This is a genomic window from Pseudovibrio exalbescens DSM 16456 (assembly GCF_000422785.1).
In the GTDB taxonomy this organism is placed as follows: domain Bacteria; phylum Pseudomonadota; class Alphaproteobacteria; order Rhizobiales; family Stappiaceae; genus Pseudovibrio; species Pseudovibrio exalbescens.
This window is the reverse complement of the sequence record NZ_KE383918.1, coordinates 115,881-138,145: the sequence shown is the minus strand read 5'-3', so window position 1 is coordinate 138,145 and position 22,265 is coordinate 115,881. Positions and strand designations below refer to the sequence as shown.

Genomic DNA, 22,265 nt, shown 5'->3' with positions numbered 1-22,265 from the left:
TAGCCATACATCAGTCCGCACAGTTCTTAGGGATGAGTAACCCTCATGGCAAAGAAGAAAAGCGCAAAGCTGAAGGCACGTTTGCCCCGTGGCTTTGTGGACCGGGGGCCTTCTGAGCTTCTGGCAATGGATCGCATGCTCAAGGTGATCAAGGACACCTACGAGCTATATGGCTTCGAACCTGTTGAAACCCCTCAGTTCGAGTATACGGATGCCTTGGGTAAGTTCCTACCTGACCAGGACCGCCCAAATGCCGGTGTTTTCTCGCTTCAAGATGACGATGAGCAATGGATGAGCCTGCGGTATGATTTGACCGCGCCCCTTGCCCGCCATGTCGCCGAAAACTTTGACCACCTGCCCAAACCCTACCGCAGCTATCGTGCCGGGTATGTGTTCCGCAACGAAAAGCCGGGACCAGGTCGCTTCCGCCAGTTCATGCAATTTGATGCAGACACGATTGGCGCACCGTCCGTTTCTGCTGATGCCGAAATCTGCATGATGGCTTCGGATACAATGGAGCGTCTTGGCATTGCACGTGGCGACTACGTGATCCGCGTCAACAACCGCAAGGTTCTTGATGGCGTGATGGAAGTCATAGGTCTTGCAGGCGATGAACACGCTGAACGCCGACTGACTGTCCTTCGTGCCGTCGACAAGCTGGATCGCCTTGGTGTCGAGGGCGTGCGTCTCCTTCTGGGTGAAGGACGAAAAGACGATAGCGGCGATTTCACGAAAGGCGCTGGCCTTGATGACAAGGCCGCAGATGTCGTTTTGGCGTTTGTAGAGGCAGGCGCGGAAACAGCAGCCGGTACCATTGATAATCTGCGCAAGCTTATTGTGGACAGCACCGTGGGTGCTGAAGGGGTTGAAGAACTGGCTACCATGGCAGCGTTGTTTGACGCCGCCGGATATTCTGATGGCCGGGTATTGATTGACCCTTCCGTTGTACGCGGGCTCGAATACTACACCGGCCCAGTTTATGAAGCTGAACTGACCTTTGAAGTCAAAGACGAAAAAGGCAACCCAGTTCGCTTCGGCTCCGTTGGCGGCGGCGGTCGCTATGACGGCCTCGTCTCCAGGTTCATGAGCCAACCAGTACCTTCCACCGGGTTTTCGGTGGGCGTTTCCCGCCTGATGGCCGCACTCAAGGTACTGGGAAAACTGGGTGATGAAGAAATCCTCGGCCCGGTCGTTGTCTGCGTAATGGATCGGGATACGGAGAGCCTTTCGCACTACATGCGCATGGTACAGGAACTGCGCACTGCCGGCATTCGGTCCGAAATGTTCCAAGGGAATCCGAAACAGTTTGGCAAGCAGCTACAATATGCCGACAAACGCAACTCCCCTTGCGCCATCATTCAAGGCTCTCAAGAACGTGAAGCTGGTGAGATTCAGATCAAGGATCTCATCGAAGGCAAACGGCTTTCCGAAGAGATTGAAGACAACAAGACATGGCGCGAAAGCCGTCCGGCACAGTTTGCTGTCAAGACGGAAAACCTTGTCGAGGAAGTCCTGAAACTATTGAAGTCTCAGGAACAAGACCGACAGAAAGAACGCGAGAGCTGAGCACATGACTTCGGGCGATGCACGCATTGCGGCCTTGAGCCGTCTGTTTACATCCACAGGCTATGAAACGGTGACTCCACCAATTCTGCAACCTGCGGAAACGTTTCTTGATCTGGTGGGCGAAGACCTTCGTCGACGCCTGTTTCTTACCCATGGTGAGGATGGTCATGAACTATGCTTGCGGCCCGATTTCACAATTCCTGTAGCACGACATTATCTGCAAGGCGGCGCCCCCGATCGCATCGCAGCATTTTCCTATGCCGGGCCCGTGTTTCGCCAACGTGCTGGCACAATTGGCGAGACCCTGCAGGCAGGTGTCGAATCCATTGGCCGTTCCGATGAGGAGCAGGCCGATGCCGATATGTTGAGCCTCGCATTGGAAGCGGCAGACCTTCTGAATGTTGAAGACTATCGCGTTCGCATTGGCGACGAAGGGCTTTTTGTCGCCGTTTTGAAAGCTCTCGAGATCCCTAAGGTCTGGCAACGCCGATTGCGCGATGTTTTTGGTACACGCCCGAATTTGAATGCAGTGATTGAGCGTATGAGTGGCAGCGATGGCGCTCCGGAAGGCAAACTTGGACTGCTGGCCGCCATGGAAGGCAAAGACCCAGAGGCAGCTGTCGCGGTTGTTGAGGACCTGCTTTCCATTGCCGGTGTTTCCGCCGTGGGCGGCCGTAGTGCTCACGAAATTGCCGAGCGTTTCATGGAACAGGCAGCCCTTCGCTCTGGACCCGGTGTTGATAAAGACGCCTTGGGACGACTGAAAGCATATCTGGATATATCCGGCCCTCCGCCCGATCGGGCGGTTGAAACACTGCATGCTTTTGCCAGAGAGACAGGGCTTGAACTGGACACTTCCATCCAACGGCTCGCCAAACGCACAGAGCTCATGGCCGAACGCGGCATCGATATCTCGCAGCTGGAATACTCCGGCGACTTTGGTCGGCGTCTCGACTATTACACCGGTTTTGTTTTTGAAATGCACACGAAGCGAACCGAGCACCTTGGGCAATTCATGGGCGGTGGTCGTTATGACAAGCTGGTTGAACTGCTGGGCGCGCCCAAGCCCGTGCCTGCCATCGGCTTTACAACCTGGCTCGACCGCATTTGATAGAGGGCAAAACCGATGAGTGAGAATTTGATCGTTGCGCTGCCCTCAAAAGGGCGCCTTCAGGAAAAAACGCAGGATTTCTTCGCCAAAGCCGGCCTCAAGATCGAACGGCCCGGCGGCGACCGCAACTATCGTGGCAACATCAAAGGTATTGACGGTTTGGAAATAGCTTTCCTTTCCGCTTCTGAAATTGCCCGAGAAATTGCGGCCGGTACCGTCCACTTCGGCGTGACCGGAACCGATCTTGTGCGTGAGAACATTGATCGGCCAGAAGAGAAGACCCACATCGTGACGCCGCTGGGCTTTGGTCATGCAGATGTGGTGATTGCCGTGCCGAAAGCATGGATCGATGTAACATCAATGACCGATCTGGCGGATGTGGCTTCGGACTTTCGCGCTCGTCATGGAACACGGATGCGCATCGCGACAAAGTACGTCAACATAACCCGGCAATTCTTCGCAAGTCACGGCATTCTGGATTATCGCATTGTCGAAAGCGCCGGGGCGACCGAGGGAGCACCTGCAGCCGGGGCTGCAGAGATGATCGTGGACATCACCTCCACAGGCTCGACGCTGGAAGCCAATGCGTTGAAGGTTCCGGATGATGGGGTGATGATGAAATCGCAAGCCCATCTGGTGGCTTCCCTGACGGCCGACTGGTCAGAAAAGAACCTTGATGTGGCCCGGCAGATTCTGGACCAGATCGCTGCACAAGACGAAGCCCACAAGTTGAAGGAAGTTCGGTGTTCCGTTCGGGCGCCTGCAGAGATCGCATCAGAAGCCGCAACCAAGTTCGGCTGCACTGCTCCATTCGGCACCCCTTCAGAGTCCGTGCTGATCCTGCATTGCCCCTCGAAGGCGGTGGCGGAGTGTGCAAACTGGTTGCGGGCGAGAGGCGCCCCATTGGTGAGCGTAGCCGGTCTGGATTATGTGTTCACAACAGACAACCCGCTTTTTGATCCCCTCAAACATCGGGTCACAGGATCATAGGGCTGACGCCGCCTGCTGCGGATTTGAAGTGGGCGGCGGAGCACGCCGTACCGTGCAACATCATGGGCGCTTCGCCTGAGCGCGCTCAGCTTCAACAACCTCTCGGAAAGTGCAGCCCTCCAGATGGTCGTTCACCATCCCCATGGCTTGCATAAAGGCATAAACAGTCGTCGGTCCGACAAAGGTCCACCCGCGCTTCTTCAGGTCCTTTGAGAGATTGGTAGAGGTCTGAGTCTTACCGAGCGGGGCGAGGCTGTCATAGTCGGCTTTTAGAGGACGCTCTTCGGGGGCTGGTTCCCAAGACCAGAAATATTTTGCAAGCGAACCGAATTCCTCTCTCAGTTCTTGTGCCCTTTTTGCATTGTTGATGGTGGAGTTGATCTTTCCGCGATGGCGAATGATGCCTGCATCCTGCACCAGACGCTCTACGTCTGCCTCATCAAACCGCGCGATCCGGTCAAAGTCGAAGCTTGCAAATGCTGCGCGAAAGTTCTCGCGCTTTCGCAAAATCGTCAACCATGACAAACCGGCCTGAAAACCCTCAAGACAGATTTTCTCAAAAAGTCGGTGATCGGAAAAAACGGGGCGCCCCCATTCTTCATCGTGATAGCGTTTATAGAAAGGATCCCCGCCATGCCACCAGCATGTGCATGATCCATCTTTTCCCTGCAGCAGACCTTTTGCCGGTGTTTCGGTCATCGCGCTCTCCGTTCTCTATTTGTTCAACCATAGCTACAAAAAACTCCACCGAAAATCCGTCGGAAGGCTTTTTCGGTGGAGCATTCGGCAGACCTTTATTCAGGCCACTTAAGAGAACAAGGCGTCAATGTCATCCTGCGTCACAACACCGGGCTCGCCCTCAAGCGCAGGCCCGTGAAGCAGCGCTTCGTTTTCATCCTTCGGCGGATCCTCCGGCACAGCCACATCCTTGAAGCTTTCCAGGCCGCCCCAGATTTCCATCATCTTGATGATGCGCTCTTCGACGAAGGACAGGGTCGCCACCACTTTGGTGATGCGCTGGCCCGTCAAATCCTGGAAGTTACAGGCTTCAAAAATGGAAATGACGCGATCCTGAATATCGGTAACCATAGCCTGCTGAGCCGGCGGAACGACATCCCCAAGGCTGCCTGCGACTTCATCAATATGTTCGGCAGATCCCAGAATTTGCTCGGTCGCGCCCTCAGTGCCCTTTACGATGGCATCCAGCTCGTTGGCAACATGACTGCCAACCGGTTCGGTTTGCGCTGCTTTGCGATGTAACGCGGCCAACTCTGTCTTGGTTTTAGCGATTGCATCATAGATCGCGTCCAGTTCCACCTTGAGCTTCGCTGCTTCGCCCAACTCTTCGCGCAGGGCATTTGTCAATTGCTCCGAAATCGAGCTTGCGTCCGGCTGCGGCTTTACCAGCGACTTCAACTCCGCCAGCTCGCGCATTACTTCGCGGTGCCGCAAACTATCCTCGCAGCCATCCTCTTCAATCGCCACACGAGTGCGATCAAAATGGACCTCAGCGCGAAATGCTCGCTTTGCAACTACCATTGCCACTCCAAACCTCTAACTTGGGCCGCACGATCATCCGGTATTGATGCCTTAGAATTGCGGGACGCCACATCACCCTGCAACTCACGTTTCAAACATAAAAAGACATCGATCTCGAATCGTCAGATTTTCCGAAAGCTAAACAGACGTCCCTTAAGAATTGATTTCCCAGAAGAATGCGCACCCATATTGCTCGCCGTCCATCGGGTGCATTACGGCTCGTTTGCGTCGCTCATATAACAAGTACAGGTTTTATTCAAGAAAACTTCAATTTTGTAGCATTAAGACTTCATTTACCAAAACAGAGATGACCCGAACGGCAGCTTGTGCTCTTAACCAGTTATTTCTTAGTGGTTATTACGGTCAATTCACTTGCTGCAATCGGGGATTACTCCATGGGCCGTTTTCAACGCGCATCACGCTATCTATGTGTCGCTGTTCTTTGGGTACTAACCCCAAGCGCCTCAGCTCTAGCCGACTTCACACCACGCGCTTCTGCGCCGCCACCTGTGTTGAGTCCGAACCTTTCTGATCCGTGGGAAATGCAAATTGCCCCACAACATCGGAGGGTGTTGCGGTCACGCTCTCCACAGCCTCACAGCGCGCCCGCAACTACGCCTAACTTCAAAAACCATCAAACCAGACGGATCCCGGAGCAATTCCTCCCAACAACGGTAAATTACGCCGGCCATGAGCGGCCGGGCACGATCATCATCGATACAAACGCCCGTTACCTGTACCACGTTCTACCAGGCAAGAAGGCGCGGCGTTATGGAGTGGGTGTTGGGCGACCGGGCTTCGAATGGGCTGGCACCCACAAAGTGACACGGAAAAGAGAATGGCCCGATTGGCGCCCACCGGAAGCGATGCTGCAGCGCAGACCAGACCTTCCTCGTTACGTCCCGGGTGGACCCAAAAACCCACTTGGCGCGCGTGCCCTTTATCTCGGTTCAACTCTCTATAGAATCCACGGTTCAAACGAGCCATGGACCATCGGGCAAGCGGTATCTTCAGGGTGCATCCGTATGCGCAATGAAGATGTCATGGACCTCTATGCCCGTGTTCCTGTTGGCGCCAAAGTGGTTGTACGTTAGCCGACTTCTGTCGAGGCAGATCTTTCAAACGAACCGCGCGCTCTCATGCAGAGTGAGGTGGCGGCGAAAGACATCAGCCCATTGCTGCTTGTCTCCAGTCCATTCTGTTGAATCAGGCTGCAAGATGTGAAGCGCGTCATGAGACACATCTTGCACCCGCTCTTCATGCGTTACGACCACAAGCGGCCAGTGCCGACCGAAAAATCGGGCCAGACTGCCTTTGAGCGTTTCCAGTTGCCCCTGGTCAAACTCAATGGTTTCCATCGCCGTTTCCTGCGCAACTTCATCCAAATTGTTCTGAGAGTTCGAAATGACAAAGAGCAAGTTCTCAGCATCTCGAAGTTGCAGGAACCGGCGACGCAGGTAAGTAAACCTCGAAACCTCATTGTCGAAGTACGCATCGATATCGGCAACGCCGTCTTCACCGCGAAAATGATGCAAAAACCGAATTCCGTAGGGCTGCCACGTAGGATGACCCGGTCCGTCTTCGAGGCTTTCTCGAGAAAACAGGGGAAATCCGTCATCCAACAGCTTTGCAAGCCCCAATGGTGGTGTGACCAACCCATCGAAGAAATGAGAAGTGTGCTCGACAGGTTCGCCAAGCAGGCTGGAGATCAGCTCGGTATGCGTGCGTATTTGACGAGCACTTTGGCACGAAATTCCCAGGCTCACGACAGCTGTGCTTTTTCCTGCCGCTGACATGGCACCCGACCTCCTGATCTTGTTTTATTCTTACTTCTTGGGGATCTAGGCTCCCTATCCCCATCACGCAAGAGTGCTATCACATCCATTCGGCATGGGGCCGCCATAAACCCAGTCCAACAGCTCCACCGTGTGCACCACCGGAACATCGGCGCCTGTACTCAACTGTGTAATACAACCAATATTCCCCGTTGCAATCAAATCGGGTCTCGTGCGGCTGATGTTGGCAAGTTTGCGTTCTTTCAGTTTCTCCGCAATTTGCGGCTGCATGATGTTGTAGGTGCCAGCCGACCCACAACACAGATGTCCCTCTGGTACATCCTTTACTTTAAAGCCCGCCTGCGTGAGCAATTGCTTGGGTTGGCTCGTTATTTTCTGGCCATGCTGCATGGAGCACGCAGAATGATAGGCAACAGTGGCGCGAACCGATTTGCGTGGAAGTCCCAACTCTACTTTCGAGAGGAACTCCGTGATGTCGACCGCCAAGCTGGAAATCATGGCCGCCTTTTCCTTGTACTGTGGATCGTTGCGCAGCATAAACCCATAGTCCTTAATCGTGGTGCCACATCCAGAGGCCGTGATGACGATCGCCTCCAGTGGTTCCCGTTCGTGCTGCTTGATCCACGCATCAACATTGCGCCGTGCACTATCCAGCGCGTCGTCCTCACGGCCCATATGGTGCACCAGTGCACCACAGCACCCTTCATCCGGGGCGCTTGCCACTTCATAGCCCAGACGTGTTAGAAGCCGCACCGTCGCTTCATTGATGGAAGGTTTCATCACCGGTTGGGCACAGCCCTTGAGCAATACCACCCTGCCCTTTTTACTCTCCAGCTCTGGATAGTGTTGCCCTGGGCCCAATCGGGAGGGGAGAAGGCTTCCAGAGGGTGCCAAGTCAAGCATGGCACCCAGCCTGCCAAAAGGTCCCCCCAACTTGCGAAATAAACCGGCGAATGGCTTGGACACCCTCGCCGCACGAAGGGCCCACCTGAAGCGCGCGGGATACGGCAGAATGTTGGCAAGAACGGACCTGAGCACCCTGTCATGGAAAGGCCGTTTGTACGTCTTTTCGATGTGCGTCCGTGCGTGATCCACCAAGTGCATGTAATTCACGCCCGAAGGACAGGTTGTCATACAAGCCAGACATGACAAGCATCGATCAATATGCTTAACCGTTCGCGCATCCGCGGGACGATCATTTTCCAACATCTCCTTGATCAGATAAATACGACCACGCGGGCTGTCGAGCTCATCTCCCAGCAAGGTAAAGGTGGGACAGGTCGCTGTACAGAAACCGCAATGCACACACTTGCGCAGGATCTGCTCTGAGTTCGCAACAGCAGGATCTTGGAGTTGTTCGGGCGTGAAGTTGGTTTGCACTGGTTACACCCCCTTGTACATGCGACCGGGATTGAGAATCCCATGCGGGTCGAACTGGGACTTGAGGCGCTTCGTGAGCAATGACAGCCCCGGTTCCTGCGGGTGAAAAACGTCTATGGTGTTACGAACGTTTTCAGGAGCCTTGACCAAAGTTGCGTGCCCGCCTCCCGCAGAGGCGATTGCCGCCCTTAACGACGTGCCATCACGCTGGTCATCTGGGTCTGCTATCCAAAGCAGCCCCCCACCCCAGTCTTGCATGACCAGACAGCCTTCAGGCAGGCTGGCTATCACATCATCTGCCGCCGTTGGGGCTACGGACACCCGCCACAAAGCGCCCAAATTGTGAGGAAAAACGGTCAGGTTACGAATGGATTGCCACACTGAGAACGAGGCGGCGGCATCCATGATTTCAACAGTTCCAGCGAGTTCAAGAACTCGCCGCAAGATGCCTACCCGATAATCAATAGATTCCTCAATGCCTTCAAGCCGCAACAGGGTTGCAGACCGTCCCCCGCCCCAATTGCCCGACTGAAGAGCGGCGAGTTTTTCTGGAACATGAGCGGCACCGGATACTTCCGCTGAAGAGCCCAACGCCGCCGACATGGCCCCAGTTGCCTCCACACCTTGAAGTCCGAAAAGGCACACCGTCTTCTCAGTCGTAGCCTTGGGTGCCACTTTCACAGTAATCGTGGAGGCGACGGCCAATGTGCCCCATGAGGCACAGAAAGCGCGCGCCAAATCGTAACCGGTAACATTCTTGACGACCCGACCGCCTGCGCGAAATAGCTCCCCTCTACCTGAAACAGCTTCTAATCCAAGAACATGGTCCCGCGCAGCCCCCGCCTTGATCCGGCGAGGCCCGGACACATTGGCAGAAAGGGTGCCTCCAAATGTCGCTCGGCCCAGCTCCTCGCCCAATACAGGACCGTAGTCCATGGGCTCAAATGCCAATTCCTGACCATTATCCTGCAAAAGCGCCTGAATTTCCGCCAAAGGTGTGCCGGCTCTGGCCGTCAAAACCAACTCAGCAGGTTCATAGTCGACCACACCGGTCAGGTGGTCCAGCGCCAAAGTATTGGCCACCTGCATTGGCCGGCCCAGCGCTCTCTTGCTTCCATTGCCGATAACTTCAAGCGGTTGCTGTTCTGCAGCGGCCCACTTCACTACCTCTACAAGCTCAGCCGTATCACGCGGCCGAAAGCTTTGTGCCATGCCCGATCTCCCAAAATCTGCATTTCATGAACCCCTACCGAATCCTCCCCGCTCAAAACCTGGGGATGTTAGGGAACGGCAGTTGTCCCTTGTGCACGTGCATTCGGCCCAGTTCCGCACAACGATGCAAAACCGGAAAGACCTTTCCCGGGTTCAGCAGATGCTTCTCATCAAAAGCGCATTTTACGCGCTGTTGCTGTTTCAGATCCGTTTCGGAAAACATCTCCGGCATAAGATCCCGTTTTTCGATCCCCACACCGTGCTCACCGGTCAAAACTCCACCAACCTCAACACAAAGGCGCAGGATATCCGCGCCAAATGCCTCAGCTGCCTCCAGTTCTCCAGGGTTATTCGCGTCATACAGTATGAGCGGATGCAAGTTGCCATCCCCAGCATGGAAGACATTGGCACAACGCAGGCCATGCTTTTCTCCCAAAACCTGCATGCGCTTCAGCACCTGCGGCAAAGCCTTGCGGGGAATAGTACCGTCCATGCACAAATAGTCTGGTGAGATCCGTCCTACTGCCGGAAAGGCCGCTTTGCGACCGGCCCAAAAGGTGTTGCGCTCGTCCTCGGTTTCCGACACACGCAAATAAGTCGAATTGTTTTGGGTCGCTAGCGATGACACTTCCTGAAGCAGGCGATCGACTTCCGCCTCAGGGCCGTCTAGCTCCACAATCATGAGCGCCTCTACATCAAGCGGATAACCTGCATGAACAAAGTCTTCAGCGGCATCAATGGCCAGTTTGTCCATTAGCTCCATGCCACCCGGAATGATACCAGCGCCAATAATGTCGGCCACACACTGGCCCGCTTGTTCAGAACTCGGAAAGCCAATTAACGCCGCACGCGCGGTCTCTGGCTTTTGAAGAACACGCACCGTTACCTCGGTTACCACACCCAAGAGCCCCTCAGAGCCCGCAAGCAGGGCGAGAAAGTCGTAACCCTCCGCGTCCAGATGTTTGCCACCAAGTCGGATCACCTCGCCCGACATCAGCACCATCTCAAGGCCCAGCACGTTGTTTGTAGTCAGCCCATACTTGAGTGAATGCACCCCACCGGAGTTTTCTGCGATATTCCCTCCGATTGAACACGCAATCTGAGAGGATGGATCCGGTGCGTAATAGAAGCCTTCGTGCTGTACCGCATGCGTGATGCCAAGATTGGTAACGCCCGGCTGAACCACTACCGCTCGATTTGGCAGATCAATATCCAGTATCTGATTGAATTTCATCATGGACATGAGCACACTGTCCGCCAATGGCAAGGCGCCACCGGACAATGAAGTTCCAGCCCCGCGAGGCACCACCTTTACTTCATTTGCATAGCAGTATTTGAGGATCTGCGAGACCTGCTCCACGGTTTCCGGTAGGACAACGGCTAGCGGGATTTGACGATAGGCCGTCAATGCATCCGTTTCATAAGGCCGAAGCTCAATTTCTTCACAAATCACCCCCTCACCGGAAATGATCCTCTGCAGGTCCTTCACGATTTGCGCTTTGTTGCGCAGTAGTTCCTGTGAAGGTTTAGGCATGGCAATACCTGACATGAGCATCCTCCCAATGCGCCTGTCCCAAAAAGCCGAGGGCCAATTTCTTAAGCGCTCGGCCTTGGTAGTTTCCCGTAAATGTGTCAGAAAACAATGGCTGTCAAAATAGAAAAAATGTTGAATGACTGTTTCCCGGAAAGACAAAATGAGCCCCATCTCCGAAATGGAGATCTTCGCTCAAGTGGTAACAAGTGGTGGAATGTCAGCCGCAGCGCGGGAGCTTGGCCTGTCGCCTGCGGTCATTTCAAAAAAGCTGAGCAAGCTGGAAGCAAGGCTTGGAACTTTGCTTTTGCAACGTACCACACGCCAAATCGCTTTGACCGAAGCGGGGAAAGGCTACTACGAGCGGGTTGTCGCTATTCTCGCCTCCATTGAGGAAGCAGAAGCTTTCGTCTCTAGAACCTCCTCTGCCGTTCGCGGCAGGTTGCGGGTGTCTGCGCCAACATCATTTGGCCGAATGCACATTGCGCCCCATCTGCCCACGTTTATGCGCCGCTATCCTGAAGTCTCCCTGCAACTCGATCTGTCGGACACGTTCGTCGATATTGTCGGGCAAGGATATGACGTTGCGATTCGCATCGGTCAGCTTGAGGATTCCAGTATGGTCGCCAAGCGTCTTGCGCCCATTCACAGGGTTCTTTGTGCTGCACCGAGTTATCTCGCGGTGCATGGGCCTGTGAGATCCCTCGCTGATCTTCAAAGCCGCCACACGTGCTTGGCCGCCGACCAGCAGGATCTGTGGCGGCTGGAAGGCCCTGAGGGAGAAGAGTCGATCCGAGCCAAAGGTCCCTTGGCGACCAATTCAAGCGAGGTGGTTCGAGAAGCAGTGCTTGCAGGCATAGGGGTGGCTCTGCGATCCACTTGGGATGTAGGGGAAGAATTGCGAACTGGGCTTCTGGTACCGGTCCTACCCGAATATCGAGCCTCACGACGGATAGCATTGCAGGCGGTGTATCCTTCACGTGCCCTCATGCCCGCCAAACTCAGAGCGTTCATTGATTTTCTTTCGATCACCTATGGACCTTCACCTTACTGGGATCGAGATCTGGAACAAATTGACAATCCCCCGCCCAAAAGGACGTAAACATCTGGAGAGATTCCAAACTGCGACAACATGTCGTAATCCATTCATTACCTCTTACCGTGAAAGTGGCGGTGCCTTTTGTTTTTGAAGCTTGAGGTTTCATGGACCGGGTGAGCACGATCGCCCACAATTGAGGGAGACGAGTCCATATGAAAGCTATTTCAGGAGCTCTGCTATCGCTGAGCCTCGCATTTGTTGCAACAAGCGCGTTCGCGGACGGCGACCCGGAAAAAGGCGAGCGCGTATTTCGAAAATGCCAAGCTTGCCACGCAGTTGGTGAGGACGCCCGCAATAAAGTTGGGCCTGCACTGAACGGGGTTGTTGGTGCCGAGTGGGGCCATGTCAACGACTACCGCTATTCGAAATCTTTGCTGGAAGGCAAGGAAGAGGGCCGCGTTTGGGATGAAGAAACTCTGACAGCCTATCTGCGCAAACCCCGCGACGTCATCCCTCGGGGACGCATGGCGTTCGCCGGTTTGCGCAAGGATCAGGAGATTGCGGACATCATCGCATATCTTGGCCAGTTCAACGAAGACGGCACCAAGAAGTAAACGATCGCCGTTCAAGGGGCGGTGGACGCCCCTTGTATCTCCTCGTTTGAGTACTTCGCCCGCTCTCGCTGCTATGGTAAGGCGTGCTTGATAGATGCAATGAGAGGTGAGCCGCGCGTCATGACGGCAGTACATGCGCCCACGATCGGTCTGTTTACCACCTGCCTTGCAGAGACATTCCGCCCTGCAGTGATCCAAGCAGCTATGGATCTTCTCGAAGAAGCTGGGTGTGACGTCCGGATGCCGCGCAATCAGACCTGCTGCGGCTTTACTGCCCTTCAAGCCGATGAGCCGGATGCAGCGATCACGATGGCGTCTGAAGCACTCGCTTGTTTTGATGGCTTTGATACGATCGTAACACTATCGCCAACTTGTTCGGGTGCCTTGAAGGCCAGTCCAAAAGCGACACACCAGAAAATCCTGACACTCACGGATTTCCTATGGGATGAATGCCGTTGGAACGCAGCAAAGGCTCAAAGTGCAGGTACTCTGGCGTATCTATCTGCTCAGTCGAAACCTTCCCTTTTTGGCTCCGATACCACTGGCCGTCGTCTGCTCGATAAGATGTCAGGGGTGCACATCGTCGACTTTCCCGATCCAACGGACATCATGGAGCCGCACTCCAAAAGGGCGGCAACTTCTAACCATCTGACGGGCCTTGCAAACCGCATTCACAAATCGGGCGCAGGACTTGTCGTATCCGAGGACTTGGGGCTTTTGCTCAGCCTCGCCAAACCGCTGAAGAACTTGGGGTCCGGCGTTGAACTTCGCCACATTGCCGAGGTGCTTGCAGGCCGCTTCTCGACCGCTCCAATTGGCGCGATCCGTTCTTGAAATCAGCTGTCTGCACCGGATGGCAACCGTCTGCGCATCCCGGCGGAGTGAGAGGGATTGTGACCACGCCACCCCTGATTTTTCAGCAAGATAACCTCAACAAAATCGATTAGCATGGGCTGAACGAAGGCTCGATTCAGTTGCTACGGTTGTTTACTACCATTAGGGTACGCCCCACACGGCAACAGCCGTATCATTTGTTTATACAGGCATTATCAGCTTGTTCTTATGTTGATCATCACAGCCAATTTCGGGAGCCATTAAGTCATGGGAACGCTCAAGCCCGGTGTCGTGTTCGGCGAGGACTACAAGAAACTCATCGATGCTTGTCGTGAAGGCAAGTATGCATTGCCCGCCGTCAACGTCGTTGGTACCAATTCCGTCAATGCCGTTCTGGAAGCCGCTGCGAAGAACAAATCCGACATCATCATTCAGCTATCCAATGGAGGCGCACAGTTCTTTGCAGGACAAGGCATGGAGGACAGTTTCCAGGCCAAGGTCCTGGGCGCTGTTTCCGCAGCCCGTCATGTTCACCTGCTGGCAGAGCACTACGGGGTAGCCGTTGTCCTCCATACGGACCACGCCAATCGCAAGCTGGTCCCATGGCTCGAAGCTCTGATCACGCATGGCAAGGCATTCTACAAGGAACATGGTAAACCACTGTTCTCTTCTCACATGCTGGACCTTTCTGAAGAGAGTATCGAGGACAATCTGGCGGAAAGCGAACGCCTATTGAAATTGATGGCTCCCCTTGAAATGAGCCTTGAAATCGAACTGGGCGTGACCGGCGGCGAAGAGGATGGCATCGGTTCGGACGAAGACATCGGCGCAGACAATCCAAAGCTTTACACCCAGCCCGAAGACGTGCTGCAAGCCTATGAGCGATTGAAAGACATCGGCCACTTCTCCGTCGCCGCATCGTTCGGTAACGTGCATGGTGTTTACAAGCCGGGTAACGTCAAGTTGCGGCCGGAAATCCTTCGTGAAAGCCAGAAGCTGGTGGCTGAAACCCACAAGCTTCCGGATAACCCGCTCGCTCTCGTGTTCCACGGCGGTTCAGGGTCCGACAAGGACAAGATTGCCGAAAGCCTGAACTACGGGGTGTTCAAAATGAACATCGACACGGACACCCAGTTCGCATTCTCCGCGCCTGTTGGCGCCTACGTTCAAAACAATGCGACGGCGTTCAAGCACCAGATTGATCCGGAAGACGGCACGCCCTACAAAAAGATCTATGATCCACGCAAATGGTTGCGCGCTGGCGAGCAAGGCATCATTGAGCGGCTTGGGGAAGCTTGCGAAGACCTGCGCTGCGCAGGAAAGTCTCTTACACTTTGAGAGAGCCTCTAAATCATCAAGTCCAAAGCCCGGCGTTTCGTCGGGCTTTCTTTTTTACTAACAGCCCTCACACATCGGAGTGCTCATCACTGCGTTTCAGCCTGTATTCCAATGCACGGACCAAAAGCGACAGGGATACCGTCATGGTGAGGTACAAGTAGGCGACTACATTGTAGGTCTCGAAAAACTGGAAGGTGGAAGACGAGTAGATCTTGCCAAGCTGGGTGATGTCCTGAACGCCGAGCACGGACACCAAAGCACTGTCCTTGATCATGGCGACGAAATCATTCCCCAACGGCGGAAGAATGTTTTTGAGTGCCTGAGGCCAGACGATAAACCGAAAGGTTTGCCACCGAGAGAGTCCCAAGGAGCGCGCGGCCTCTACCTGGCCCGTCGAAACGCTTTCAATACCAGCTCGGAAAATTTCGGATATGAAGGCCGAGTACCCAATAGTCAGGGCAATCACCGCCCGCCACGTCATGGAAAGATCACGCACCAGCAGCGTTTCAATCCAGCCGAGTTCGATCAGAGGCGACAAAACGAAGTTATAGGCACTGACGAGTTGAGGCGCACCGACGAAAGCAATGTAGAACAACAGCACCAAGATGGGCACGCCGCGCACGATCTCGGTGTAAAACGTCGCGATTTCTCGCAAGGCCCGATGTTTCGAACCGCGTGCCGTTGCAACTGCCAATCCCAGCAAACAAGCGAGTGTGAACGCAATCAGAGTTACAAACAGAGTAACCCCAATACCCCGCGAAAGCGTGTTCAAGATCTGCGTATACTGACCACTGGTTGCAATAAACCACATGAACAGGATGGCACATAACGCTGCAGCCAGCAGCCAGAGGGGCAATTCGCGTTTCTTGGCTTGATTCATTTACTGGTCCGGAAGGGCCTCACGAAAGCAGCGCCGCCGAAACGACCGCGCTGCCCTATTTAATCAAGGTGACCGGCTCATTGAGCCGATGGGATCAATGGCTTGCGTTGTACTCGTAAAACCACTTCCTGTTCAATGCCTCAAGCGTCCCATCTTCCCGCATGCTGGCGATTGCAGCGTTGACCGGCGCCACCAGATCAGAGCCCGGAGTAAAAATGAAACCGAAGTCTTCAGAGCCCAGTGGTCCGCCAACGACTTTGAAGCTGTCGGGGGATGCACCCATGTAACCGCGGGCTGACGTTGCGTCCATGAGCACCGTATCCACATCCGCAGACCTCAGCGCCATCACCGATGCGCCGAAGGTTTCGAACAGTCGAATGCGCTGATTGTTTTCGTCTCCGTCCAACACTTCATAAACGGCTGTGTAAAAGTTTGTCGTGCCCGGCTGAGCCCCCACGAGAAGATCTTCCTGCTCTGCAAATGTCGCTGCGTCAGAGAATCGATTTTCATCGGCGCGCACCAGCATGAACATCTCCGATCTCATGTATGGATCGGAAAAATCGACTCGTTTCTTGCGCTCCTCGTTGATGGTGATGCCATCCATGCCAACGTCGAACTGACCTTGCCGTACAGCCTCAATCATCGTGTCCCAAGATGAGAGGCGCCATTCCAGATTCATGTTCAGCCGCTTCGCAATTTCATTAAACGCGTCATACTCCCAACCAATACCTTCTCCCGTCTTCGGGTCAGCGAAATTCAAAGGTGCGTAAGCGTTTTCAGTCACCGCAACAACCGTCCTGCCCTGCAGATCCGGCAGTTCGTCCGCTGCAACGGCGTGCGCGCCAACGGCCATGAATACGGTCGCCGCTGCGACGAGACCTTTCATCAAATTCATCTTTCCCAATTGTCCTTTTTTATTCCCAACCTGTGGCTGAGTTACCCCTAATCCTGATGAATCACCGAACCGATTGTTGACAGCCTGACCATTGGTAGGCAATAGGTGCGACTTAAGAAGAACGGAAAAAGTATTGAGGGCAAAGCCCGAAAACAAACTCTGGCCCCTTAGCAAGCAAAGTTTTTGCCTATGCTGAGGAGGTGGTTGCATGATACGGTTTCAACGGCATCTCTTGATTGCTTGCGTGACGCAAGAAAGAGTTGTTTGGGCCCTTGCGGAAAGAACTCAGTGAGTAAACTCGACTCATTCAAAGATGATGATAGCCACTCGGCACTTGGCATCAGTTTGCTTAACTGGGTGTCCGTGCTGTTTCTGGTCTATTTCCTCTTATGCGCTGTCGGATTGTTGGAGAGCGGGTTTCGCCTGCTTTATGCTGATGAGGCTCGAAGCCTGATCGCCGCCGCCACTCACCCAGTCATGGGTGTATGCGTCGGCATTCTCGCCACAGCATTGGTTCAAAGCTCCTCCGTAACAACATCCATACTCGTCGGGTTCGTCGCTGGTGGCCTCCCCCTCCATATCGCAATTCCGATTGTCATGGGGGCGAATGTCGGTACCACCGTGACCAACAGCGTGGTCGCGTTGGGGTTTGCTCCTGATCGCGAAGAATTGCGTCGCGCTTTTTCAGCAGCTTCAGTGCACGATTGCTTTAATCTGCTGTGTCTGGCCATCTTTCTGCCGCTCGAACTGGCATTTGGTTTGTTTCAAAACATGGCCGCCACTTTGAGCACGCTCATGCCGCCAGCGGATATCGTCAACCACGACCTATCACAAACCTATAACTTCATCAGTAGCGCAACAGCGCCGTTCATTACCGAGATATCTAACGGCGTCGCCCATCTGCCGACGCCCGGAGCTGGTATCGCACAGGTAGGTATTGGCCTTGGGCTTATCGTATTTTGCATTCACTTCGTGAAGAAGCTTTTGCGGGCCCTGTTGGTAGGCTCCTCGAAGCGCATTGCCGAGACAGCACTGCACAGTGGCCCTGCATCTGGCATTGCTTCGGGGTTTGTGGCCACCTTGATCACCCAATCCTCGTCAACCACCACCTCACTCGTCGTACCGCTGGTGGGTTCGGGCGCGTTGACAACACGCCAGATTTATCCGTTCACGCTCGGTGCCAATATTGGCACGTGTATTACCGCGATTCTAGCTGCCTTTGCCGTAACGGGCGCTCGGAACACCGCTTTTGAACTGGCATTCATTCATTTGTTCTACAACGTTCTCGGCGTTTTGATCGTTTTTGCCGTGCCATTTCTGCGCTACCTACCGGTATCCATGGCCGAAACTCTGGCACAGGCCACAGACGGCAAGCGCCTCTGGATCGTCGTTTATCTGCTTGTCATATTCCTTATGCTACCAGCTTTGGGCTTGGTCATTCTCGGGTAAGGTGCAAGGCTCCTCCCGGGCACAGCGCACGGGAGACGTTTTCATGCCGCTGCAAAATCGTGTGGCCCCGACTGGCGAACTATTTGCTGTTCCTCAAAAGGGTTTGTTTATGGGCAACCGGGGCGGGCGACACCATGACCCGGAGACAAAAAAGCTGCTACGCCCCGCGCCACCATCAAAACGGTGGATCTGTTGCCAGCTTGATTTCAAGAACCGCCACCGTTCAGTTTGGGGGCACAGCTATACCGAGCTGTTCTTTCTGGACGAAGTCACTGCACTGGCTGCAGGGCACCGTCCGTGTTTCGAGTGCCAGCGATCCAAAGCACGCACATTTGCTCGTTTATTCACCCAGGGAATGGGGACGTCTTCCCTTTGGAGCCCCTCGGAGATGCCCGCCAATGAAATGGATGCGATCCTGCATAGCGAGCGCGGCATCACGCATCCCATGACAGATGCTCCGGAAGATTTGCCCGAGGGAACCATCGTCAGTCAACACAGCGGCTCAGAGAGCCAACTGCTTGCCAAAGGGCCCCGCAATTGGTTGAGGTGGAATTTCGACGGTTATTGCGAAGTACCAGTACCTGACGGCTCCAATCTGGAACTCATTACACCGCCCTGCATTCTGCGGGTTCTCAAAGCGGGATATGAGCCTGTTTGGCATCCATCGGCTCACAACGAGATCAATCACAATATTTGATTGATGGGATAATATTTATTCGTTTGAGTGAACATTATTTTTAGGTGATATATACCCCATCGCAAATCATCCGGTGGTGGCCATGTCTGAATCAAACACGCAAGCGTTGTCTCCATTGACTGCCGCAGAACCGGCAATCAAGGCAGTTGACCTTATGCTGTATGGAGCCTGCGTGTTTGCGTGGGGCTTCAGCTGGTATGCCATTAAAATGCAAGCAGGCGTAGCACCAGAAGTATCATTGTTCTGGCGCTTCGTCATGGCCGCATTGTGCATGTTCGGCTGGGCGGTTATCGGTCGTCATCCGCTTCGCTTCAGTTTGCGTCACCACGCCGGATTTGCGTTGATGGGCTTGCTCATCTTCTCGACGAACTTTCTGACATTCTACTATGGCGCCTTCTACATCCCATCAGGCCTCCTATCTGTGGTCTTCTCCCTGACCTCAGTGTTCAACATCATGCTCGCGTTTCTGCTGTTTGGCGAAAAGGCCAGCCGGCGCACGCTGCTCGGCGCCCTCACCGGGTTTGCAGGTGTTGCACTGATGTTCAGACCACAGATCATCCAGGGTGGGATGGACGAAGGCGCCTTTCTTGGCCTGGTGCTCTGCATCACTGGCACACTAAGTTTCTGCGGCGGGAACATGCTCTCTTCCCGTCTGCAGAAACGCTCTGTTTCTGTTATTTCCGCCAGCGCTTGGGGTATGGTTTACGGGGCACTATTTTTGGGTGCTGAAGCGCTTCTCATGGGCCGGTCCTTCCAGATCCTGTGGACCCCGACCTATTTGAGCAGCCTGCTGTATCTGGCAATCATAGCTTCAGTTGTCGCCTTTGGTTCCTATCTCACCTTGCTTGGGCGTGTCGGCTCTGCAAGAGCCGGTTATGCCACTGTCATGTTCCCATTGGTGGCATTGACGGTCTCAACGGTCATGGAAGGGTTCACGTGGGGTTTTGACGCCTTGCTTGGGCTTGTATGTGTGCTCGCTGGCAATATCATCGTGTTGGGCAAGCGCCGCAAATCACGCCCGTGAGACTGGATCTGTCCCTGGAGACAAATTGCCAACCGCTGTCATGATGTGACTGCACAATGCATCATGAATCGGTTCCCGTGCTCCGGCCGACCGGACCATCGTGATGCTGCACGGAGGTAGTGGCGGCAAGCCTTCCTGTTCACCAATGGGTCGCAGACCTTTGCGGATAGCACTTTCCGGCAGCACTGCGACGGCGAATCCAGCCATGACTGCACCGGACAATGCCGCTGCGCTTGCGCTGGTGTAGGTAACAATATGCGGGATATTGGCGGCATCCAGCGCCTTGACGGCTTCTCTCCGCCATGAACTGGTCACCGGCCCTACAGCCAATCGCACCGGACGGACATGCCCCAAGCCGTTATCGGCTGCGGTAACCCAGTGCAACGGCTCGCGGCGCACGATCTGGCCGGGAATCATTGTACAGTCGCCATCCGTAACAATCCCTATATCTAGTTGATCTTGTTTAATTCTTTCCCCGATTGTGATGCTGCTTTCGCAGGTCACCTCAATGTTTATTGACGGATTGATGCGGCTGAACGTCGCAATTACCAACGGCAATAATCGCTCTGCATAATCATCTGGTAACCCTAATCTGATGCGGCCCGTCATATGGGAAATACTTAGCGCATCGACTGTTTCATCGTTCAGCGCGACCATTCTTCGGGCATATTCCAGCACTCTTCGCCCATCTTCAGAGAGTAACAGGCTACGTCCGGTCTTGGTGAAAAGCTTGAGATTCAGCCGTTCCTCAAGCTTCTTCATTTGCATGGAGACTGCAGATTGGGTCTTGTGGACCGCCTCTCCTGCCGAGCGGAAACTACCAAGCTCTGCAATGGCCACAAATGTACGAAGTTGGTCGATATCAAGCGAAATTGCCATGGCTTGCCTGTTACCCTGTTCAACGATGAAACACTTCAACGAATCTTATCTAATTCCATCAGAAACATTCAATTGTAGAATTGGAAGGGCATAGCAATATATCAGTCAGAAGGAAACTTCGTCAGGAAATATCAGTATTTCCAACTATCTAATGGCTGTGCAGATCACGTGGAGAGTGACCTTATGACATATGCTTTCCCAACTCCGAACGAGTACCGCAACCCCAATCGGGCCAATGCTGGTACCTTTGAACCCCTCACATTGAAAGGCACGCTGCTGGGTCTGTACCACTTCCTCGCGGATCAGGTCCGGGCGTATCGCAACCGTCGCGCGATTGCGCAGCTTGCACTTCAGGAAGACCGCATGTTGGAGGACATCGGCCTTACCCGTGAAGACATTGATGGGGCTCTTGCAACCCATGAAGGCATTGATCCTTCCTGGTATCTTACGTGCCGCGCCAACGAACGATATGTAGAACGGCTGCATGAAATGCGCCGAGGCAACGACAACTAAGCTGGCGCGACACCCAAGACAAATGAAATGGCATGAAGCTGGTTTCATTCGAAACCAGCTTTTTTGTTACTCTGCCGCCAAATGTGTGGCGCTGAGATTGTTCAGGGACAGCTTGATGTGCTCCGCCAGCGCGTTCGTCACCTTCGCTGATGCCTGAGGGTTGCGGATCAACGCGATTTCACAAGTTGGAAGGGACGGAAACCCCTCCGCTTCACTCAGAATACGCATACCTGGTCGCACCGCCGATTCCGGCAGAACCGAGACCGCAAGACCTGAAAGCACCGCAGCAGAAACTGCCGTAGAGTTCCAACTGGTATACAGAATGCGATAGGACCGCGACTGTTTGTCCAGCGCATTGAGCGCAGCCTGACGCCAGTCGCATTTTGGCCGACCAAGGGCCAGTGGCAGTGGCGTCTCTTGCTCCGCACAGTGTTGCTCTGAGGCCACCCACATCAACGGCTCACGCCGAATGATCTCATCAGACGCCTGACGATATTGCATCACGTGGGTCACAATTGCGATGTCCAGATCATCAGCAGCCAAGGCTTCGCGCAGGTTCGGGGTTGGCGCGCAGGTAACAGACACCTCAGCACCAGGGTAAGACCGAGAGAACCGCGCCATAATCATTGGAAGAAACCGATCCGCGTAGTCATCAGGCGTACCAATGCGCACCACGCCGGAGACCTCGCTTTCATCAAACATGGCAAGCGTGTCGTCATTCAGCTTCAACATGCGGCGGGCATGGTGGAGCAGCCTCTCACCATCTTCAGTGAGTTTTGACTGGCGGCCATCCTTGGTAAAGATGTCGCGGCCAAGCTTGTCTTCCAGACGTCGCATCTGCATGGATACAGCTGACTGGGTCTTGTGCACCTTTTCCGCAGCACGGGTAAAACTGCCAGTATCGACGATTGCAACGAGAGTTCGTAGCTGATCCAGATCCAAAGTTGCCATAACATGCCCCTCCCAGAAGGCTAACAC

22 protein-coding genes are annotated in these 22,265 nt (G+C 54.3%); 12 read left to right on the top strand and 10 right to left on the bottom strand.

Features of this window, described 5'->3' with window-relative positions; translation table 11 throughout:
• Positions 1-45 precede the first annotated feature (45 nt).
• From hisS to hisG, 3 genes are read left to right on the top strand one after another with little or no spacing between them, the layout of a single operon-like run.
• Positions 46-1,566 carry a histidine--tRNA ligase gene (gene hisS / locus G512_RS0115290; protein WP_028482470.1) on the top strand — a complete coding sequence of 507 codons (1,521 nt, stop codon included), beginning with the start codon at positions 46-48 and terminating at the stop codon, positions 1,564-1,566.
• 4 nt (positions 1,567-1,570) lie between these two features.
• On the top strand, positions 1,571-2,677 hold the full coding sequence (locus tag G512_RS0115285) for an ATP phosphoribosyltransferase regulatory subunit (RefSeq protein WP_028482469.1): 1,107 nt from the start codon (positions 1,571-1,573) through the stop codon (positions 2,675-2,677).
• A 15-nt stretch (positions 2,678-2,692) separates the two neighbouring features.
• On the top strand, positions 2,693-3,667 hold the full coding sequence (gene hisG / locus G512_RS0115280; protein ID WP_028482468.1) for an ATP phosphoribosyltransferase: 975 nt from the start codon (positions 2,693-2,695) through the stop codon (positions 3,665-3,667).
• Positions 3,668-3,727: 60 nt separating this feature from the next.
• Here the strand turns inward: hisG and G512_RS0115275 are convergent, their stop codons facing one another.
• Positions 3,728-4,366, bottom strand: coding sequence for a DNA-3-methyladenine glycosylase I (locus G512_RS0115275; protein WP_028482467.1), 639 nt, complete (start codon positions 4,364-4,366; stop codon positions 3,728-3,730).
• 108 nt (positions 4,367-4,474) lie between these two features.
• Positions 4,475-5,206, bottom strand: coding sequence for a protein phosphatase CheZ (locus G512_RS0115270; RefSeq protein WP_028482466.1), 732 nt, complete (start codon positions 5,204-5,206; stop codon positions 4,475-4,477).
• A gap of 395 nt (positions 5,207-5,601) precedes the next feature.
• Between G512_RS0115270 and G512_RS22480 the strand changes: the two genes are divergently transcribed.
• Positions 5,602-6,300, top strand: a complete 699-nt coding sequence (locus G512_RS22480) for a L,D-transpeptidase (protein WP_028482465.1) — start codon at positions 5,602-5,604, stop codon at positions 6,298-6,300.
• 24 nt (positions 6,301-6,324) lie between these two features.
• Here the strand turns inward: G512_RS22480 and G512_RS0115260 are convergent, their stop codons facing one another.
• The 4 genes from G512_RS0115260 to G512_RS0115245 all read right to left on the bottom strand — a co-directional run bounded on the left by G512_RS0115260 (position 6,325) and on the right by G512_RS0115245 (position 11,143).
• Positions 6,325-7,002, bottom strand: coding sequence for a hypothetical protein (locus G512_RS0115260; protein WP_028482464.1), 678 nt, complete (start codon positions 7,000-7,002; stop codon positions 6,325-6,327).
• Between the two features lie 63 nt (positions 7,003-7,065).
• Entirely contained in the window at positions 7,066-8,382 is a 1,317-nt protein-coding gene (gene glcF, locus G512_RS0115255) for a glycolate oxidase subunit GlcF (protein WP_028482463.1), read from the bottom strand.
• A 3-nt stretch (positions 8,383-8,385) separates the two neighbouring features.
• Positions 8,386-9,594, bottom strand: coding sequence for a glycolate oxidase subunit GlcE (gene glcE, locus G512_RS0115250; RefSeq protein WP_028482462.1), 1,209 nt, complete (start codon positions 9,592-9,594; stop codon positions 8,386-8,388).
• A gap of 52 nt (positions 9,595-9,646) precedes the next feature.
• Entirely contained in the window at positions 9,647-11,143 is a 1,497-nt protein-coding gene (locus G512_RS0115245; RefSeq protein WP_028482461.1) for an FAD-linked oxidase C-terminal domain-containing protein, read from the bottom strand.
• A 145-nt stretch (positions 11,144-11,288) separates the two neighbouring features.
• Between G512_RS0115245 and G512_RS0115240 the strand changes: the two genes are divergently transcribed.
• The 4 genes from G512_RS0115240 to fbaA all read left to right on the top strand — a co-directional run bounded on the left by G512_RS0115240 (position 11,289) and on the right by fbaA (position 14,950).
• Complete coding sequence (locus tag G512_RS0115240; RefSeq protein WP_028482460.1) at positions 11,289-12,227, top strand: LysR family transcriptional regulator; 939 nt, start codon at positions 11,289-11,291, stop codon at positions 12,225-12,227.
• Between the two features lie 149 nt (positions 12,228-12,376).
• Positions 12,377-12,778, top strand: coding sequence for a c-type cytochrome (locus G512_RS0115235; protein ID WP_028482459.1), 402 nt, complete (start codon positions 12,377-12,379; stop codon positions 12,776-12,778).
• Between the two features lie 120 nt (positions 12,779-12,898).
• Positions 12,899-13,612: a (Fe-S)-binding protein gene (locus tag G512_RS0115230; protein WP_028482458.1), complete on the top strand. Its 714-nt coding sequence runs from the start codon at positions 12,899-12,901 to the stop codon at positions 13,610-13,612.
• Between the two features lie 267 nt (positions 13,613-13,879).
• A complete protein-coding gene (gene fbaA / locus G512_RS0115225) occupies positions 13,880-14,950 on the top strand; it encodes a class II fructose-bisphosphate aldolase (protein ID WP_028482457.1) in 1,071 nt (356 codons plus the stop codon).
• A 67-nt stretch (positions 14,951-15,017) separates the two neighbouring features.
• Here fbaA and G512_RS0115220 read toward each other — a convergent pair whose 3' ends face one another.
• Positions 15,018-15,830: an amino acid ABC transporter permease gene (locus tag G512_RS0115220; RefSeq protein ID WP_028482456.1), complete on the bottom strand. Its 813-nt coding sequence runs from the start codon at positions 15,828-15,830 to the stop codon at positions 15,018-15,020.
• 94 nt (positions 15,831-15,924) lie between these two features.
• Positions 15,925-16,725, bottom strand: a complete 801-nt coding sequence (locus tag G512_RS0115215) for a transporter substrate-binding domain-containing protein (protein ID WP_028482455.1) — start codon at positions 16,723-16,725, stop codon at positions 15,925-15,927.
• A gap of 288 nt (positions 16,726-17,013) precedes the next feature.
• On the opposite strand from G512_RS0115215, the gene G512_RS0115210 reads away from it, so the two are divergent.
• The 3 genes from G512_RS0115210 to G512_RS0115200 all read left to right on the top strand — a co-directional run bounded on the left by G512_RS0115210 (position 17,014) and on the right by G512_RS0115200 (position 19,895).
• A complete protein-coding gene (locus G512_RS0115210) occupies positions 17,014-18,174 on the top strand; it encodes a Na/Pi symporter (protein ID WP_028482454.1) in 1,161 nt (386 codons plus the stop codon).
• 43 nt (positions 18,175-18,217) lie between these two features.
• Complete coding sequence (locus G512_RS0115205) at positions 18,218-18,871, top strand: hypothetical protein (RefSeq protein ID WP_028482453.1); 654 nt, start codon at positions 18,218-18,220, stop codon at positions 18,869-18,871.
• Between the two features lie 82 nt (positions 18,872-18,953).
• Positions 18,954-19,895, top strand: a complete 942-nt coding sequence (locus G512_RS0115200) for a DMT family transporter (protein ID WP_036489940.1) — start codon at positions 18,954-18,956, stop codon at positions 19,893-19,895.
• On the opposite strand, the gene G512_RS0115195 is transcribed toward G512_RS0115200, so the two are convergent.
• Complete coding sequence (locus G512_RS0115195) at positions 19,884-20,774, bottom strand: LysR substrate-binding domain-containing protein (protein WP_028482451.1); 891 nt, start codon at positions 20,772-20,774, stop codon at positions 19,884-19,886. The two genes, G512_RS0115200 and G512_RS0115195, sit on opposite strands and share 12 nt — an antisense overlap.
• A gap of 183 nt (positions 20,775-20,957) precedes the next feature.
• Between G512_RS0115195 and G512_RS0115190 the strand changes: the two genes are divergently transcribed.
• On the top strand, positions 20,958-21,287 hold the full coding sequence (locus G512_RS0115190; protein WP_028482450.1) for a DUF1127 domain-containing protein: 330 nt from the start codon (positions 20,958-20,960) through the stop codon (positions 21,285-21,287).
• A gap of 66 nt (positions 21,288-21,353) precedes the next feature.
• On the opposite strand, the gene G512_RS0115185 is transcribed toward G512_RS0115190, so the two are convergent.
• Positions 21,354-22,238: a LysR substrate-binding domain-containing protein gene (locus G512_RS0115185; RefSeq protein ID WP_028482449.1), complete on the bottom strand. Its 885-nt coding sequence runs from the start codon at positions 22,236-22,238 to the stop codon at positions 21,354-21,356.
• Positions 22,239-22,265 lie beyond the last annotated feature (27 nt).

Coding starts and splice junctions, on each gene's coding strand:
- hisS (WP_028482470.1), top strand. CDS start 46: ATGGCAAAGAAGAAAAGCGCAAAGCTGAAGGCACGTTTGCCCCGTGGC.
- G512_RS0115285 (WP_028482469.1), top strand. CDS start 1,571: ATGACTTCGGGCGATGCACGCATTGCGGCCTTGAGCCGTCTGTTTACA.
- hisG (WP_028482468.1), top strand. CDS start 2,693: ATGAGTGAGAATTTGATCGTTGCGCTGCCCTCAAAAGGGCGCCTTCAG.
- G512_RS0115275 (WP_028482467.1), bottom strand. CDS start 4,366: ATGACCGAAACACCGGCAAAAGGTCTGCTGCAGGGAAAAGATGGATCA.
- G512_RS0115270 (WP_028482466.1), bottom strand. CDS start 5,206: ATGGTAGTTGCAAAGCGAGCATTTCGCGCTGAGGTCCATTTTGATCGC.
- G512_RS22480 (WP_028482465.1), top strand. CDS start 5,602: ATGGGCCGTTTTCAACGCGCATCACGCTATCTATGTGTCGCTGTTCTT.
- G512_RS0115260 (WP_028482464.1), bottom strand. CDS start 7,002: ATGTCAGCGGCAGGAAAAAGCACAGCTGTCGTGAGCCTGGGAATTTCG.
- glcE (WP_028482462.1), bottom strand. CDS start 9,594: ATGGCACAAAGCTTTCGGCCGCGTGATACGGCTGAGCTTGTAGAGGTA.
- G512_RS0115245 (WP_028482461.1), bottom strand. CDS start 11,143: ATGTCAGGTATTGCCATGCCTAAACCTTCACAGGAACTACTGCGCAAC.
- G512_RS0115240 (WP_028482460.1), top strand. CDS start 11,289: ATGAGCCCCATCTCCGAAATGGAGATCTTCGCTCAAGTGGTAACAAGT.
- G512_RS0115235 (WP_028482459.1), top strand. CDS start 12,377: ATGAAAGCTATTTCAGGAGCTCTGCTATCGCTGAGCCTCGCATTTGTT.
- G512_RS0115230 (WP_028482458.1), top strand. CDS start 12,899: ATGACGGCAGTACATGCGCCCACGATCGGTCTGTTTACCACCTGCCTT.
- fbaA (WP_028482457.1), top strand. CDS start 13,880: ATGGGAACGCTCAAGCCCGGTGTCGTGTTCGGCGAGGACTACAAGAAA.
- G512_RS0115220 (WP_028482456.1), bottom strand. CDS start 15,830: ATGAATCAAGCCAAGAAACGCGAATTGCCCCTCTGGCTGCTGGCTGCA.
- G512_RS0115215 (WP_028482455.1), bottom strand. CDS start 16,725: ATGAATTTGATGAAAGGTCTCGTCGCAGCGGCGACCGTATTCATGGCC.
- G512_RS0115205 (WP_028482453.1), top strand. CDS start 18,218: ATGCCGCTGCAAAATCGTGTGGCCCCGACTGGCGAACTATTTGCTGTT.
- G512_RS0115200 (WP_036489940.1), top strand. CDS start 18,954: ATGTCTGAATCAAACACGCAAGCGTTGTCTCCATTGACTGCCGCAGAA.
- G512_RS0115195 (WP_028482451.1), bottom strand. CDS start 20,774: ATGGCAATTTCGCTTGATATCGACCAACTTCGTACATTTGTGGCCATT.
- G512_RS0115190 (WP_028482450.1), top strand. CDS start 20,958: ATGACATATGCTTTCCCAACTCCGAACGAGTACCGCAACCCCAATCGG.
- G512_RS0115185 (WP_028482449.1), bottom strand. CDS start 22,238: ATGGCAACTTTGGATCTGGATCAGCTACGAACTCTCGTTGCAATCGTC.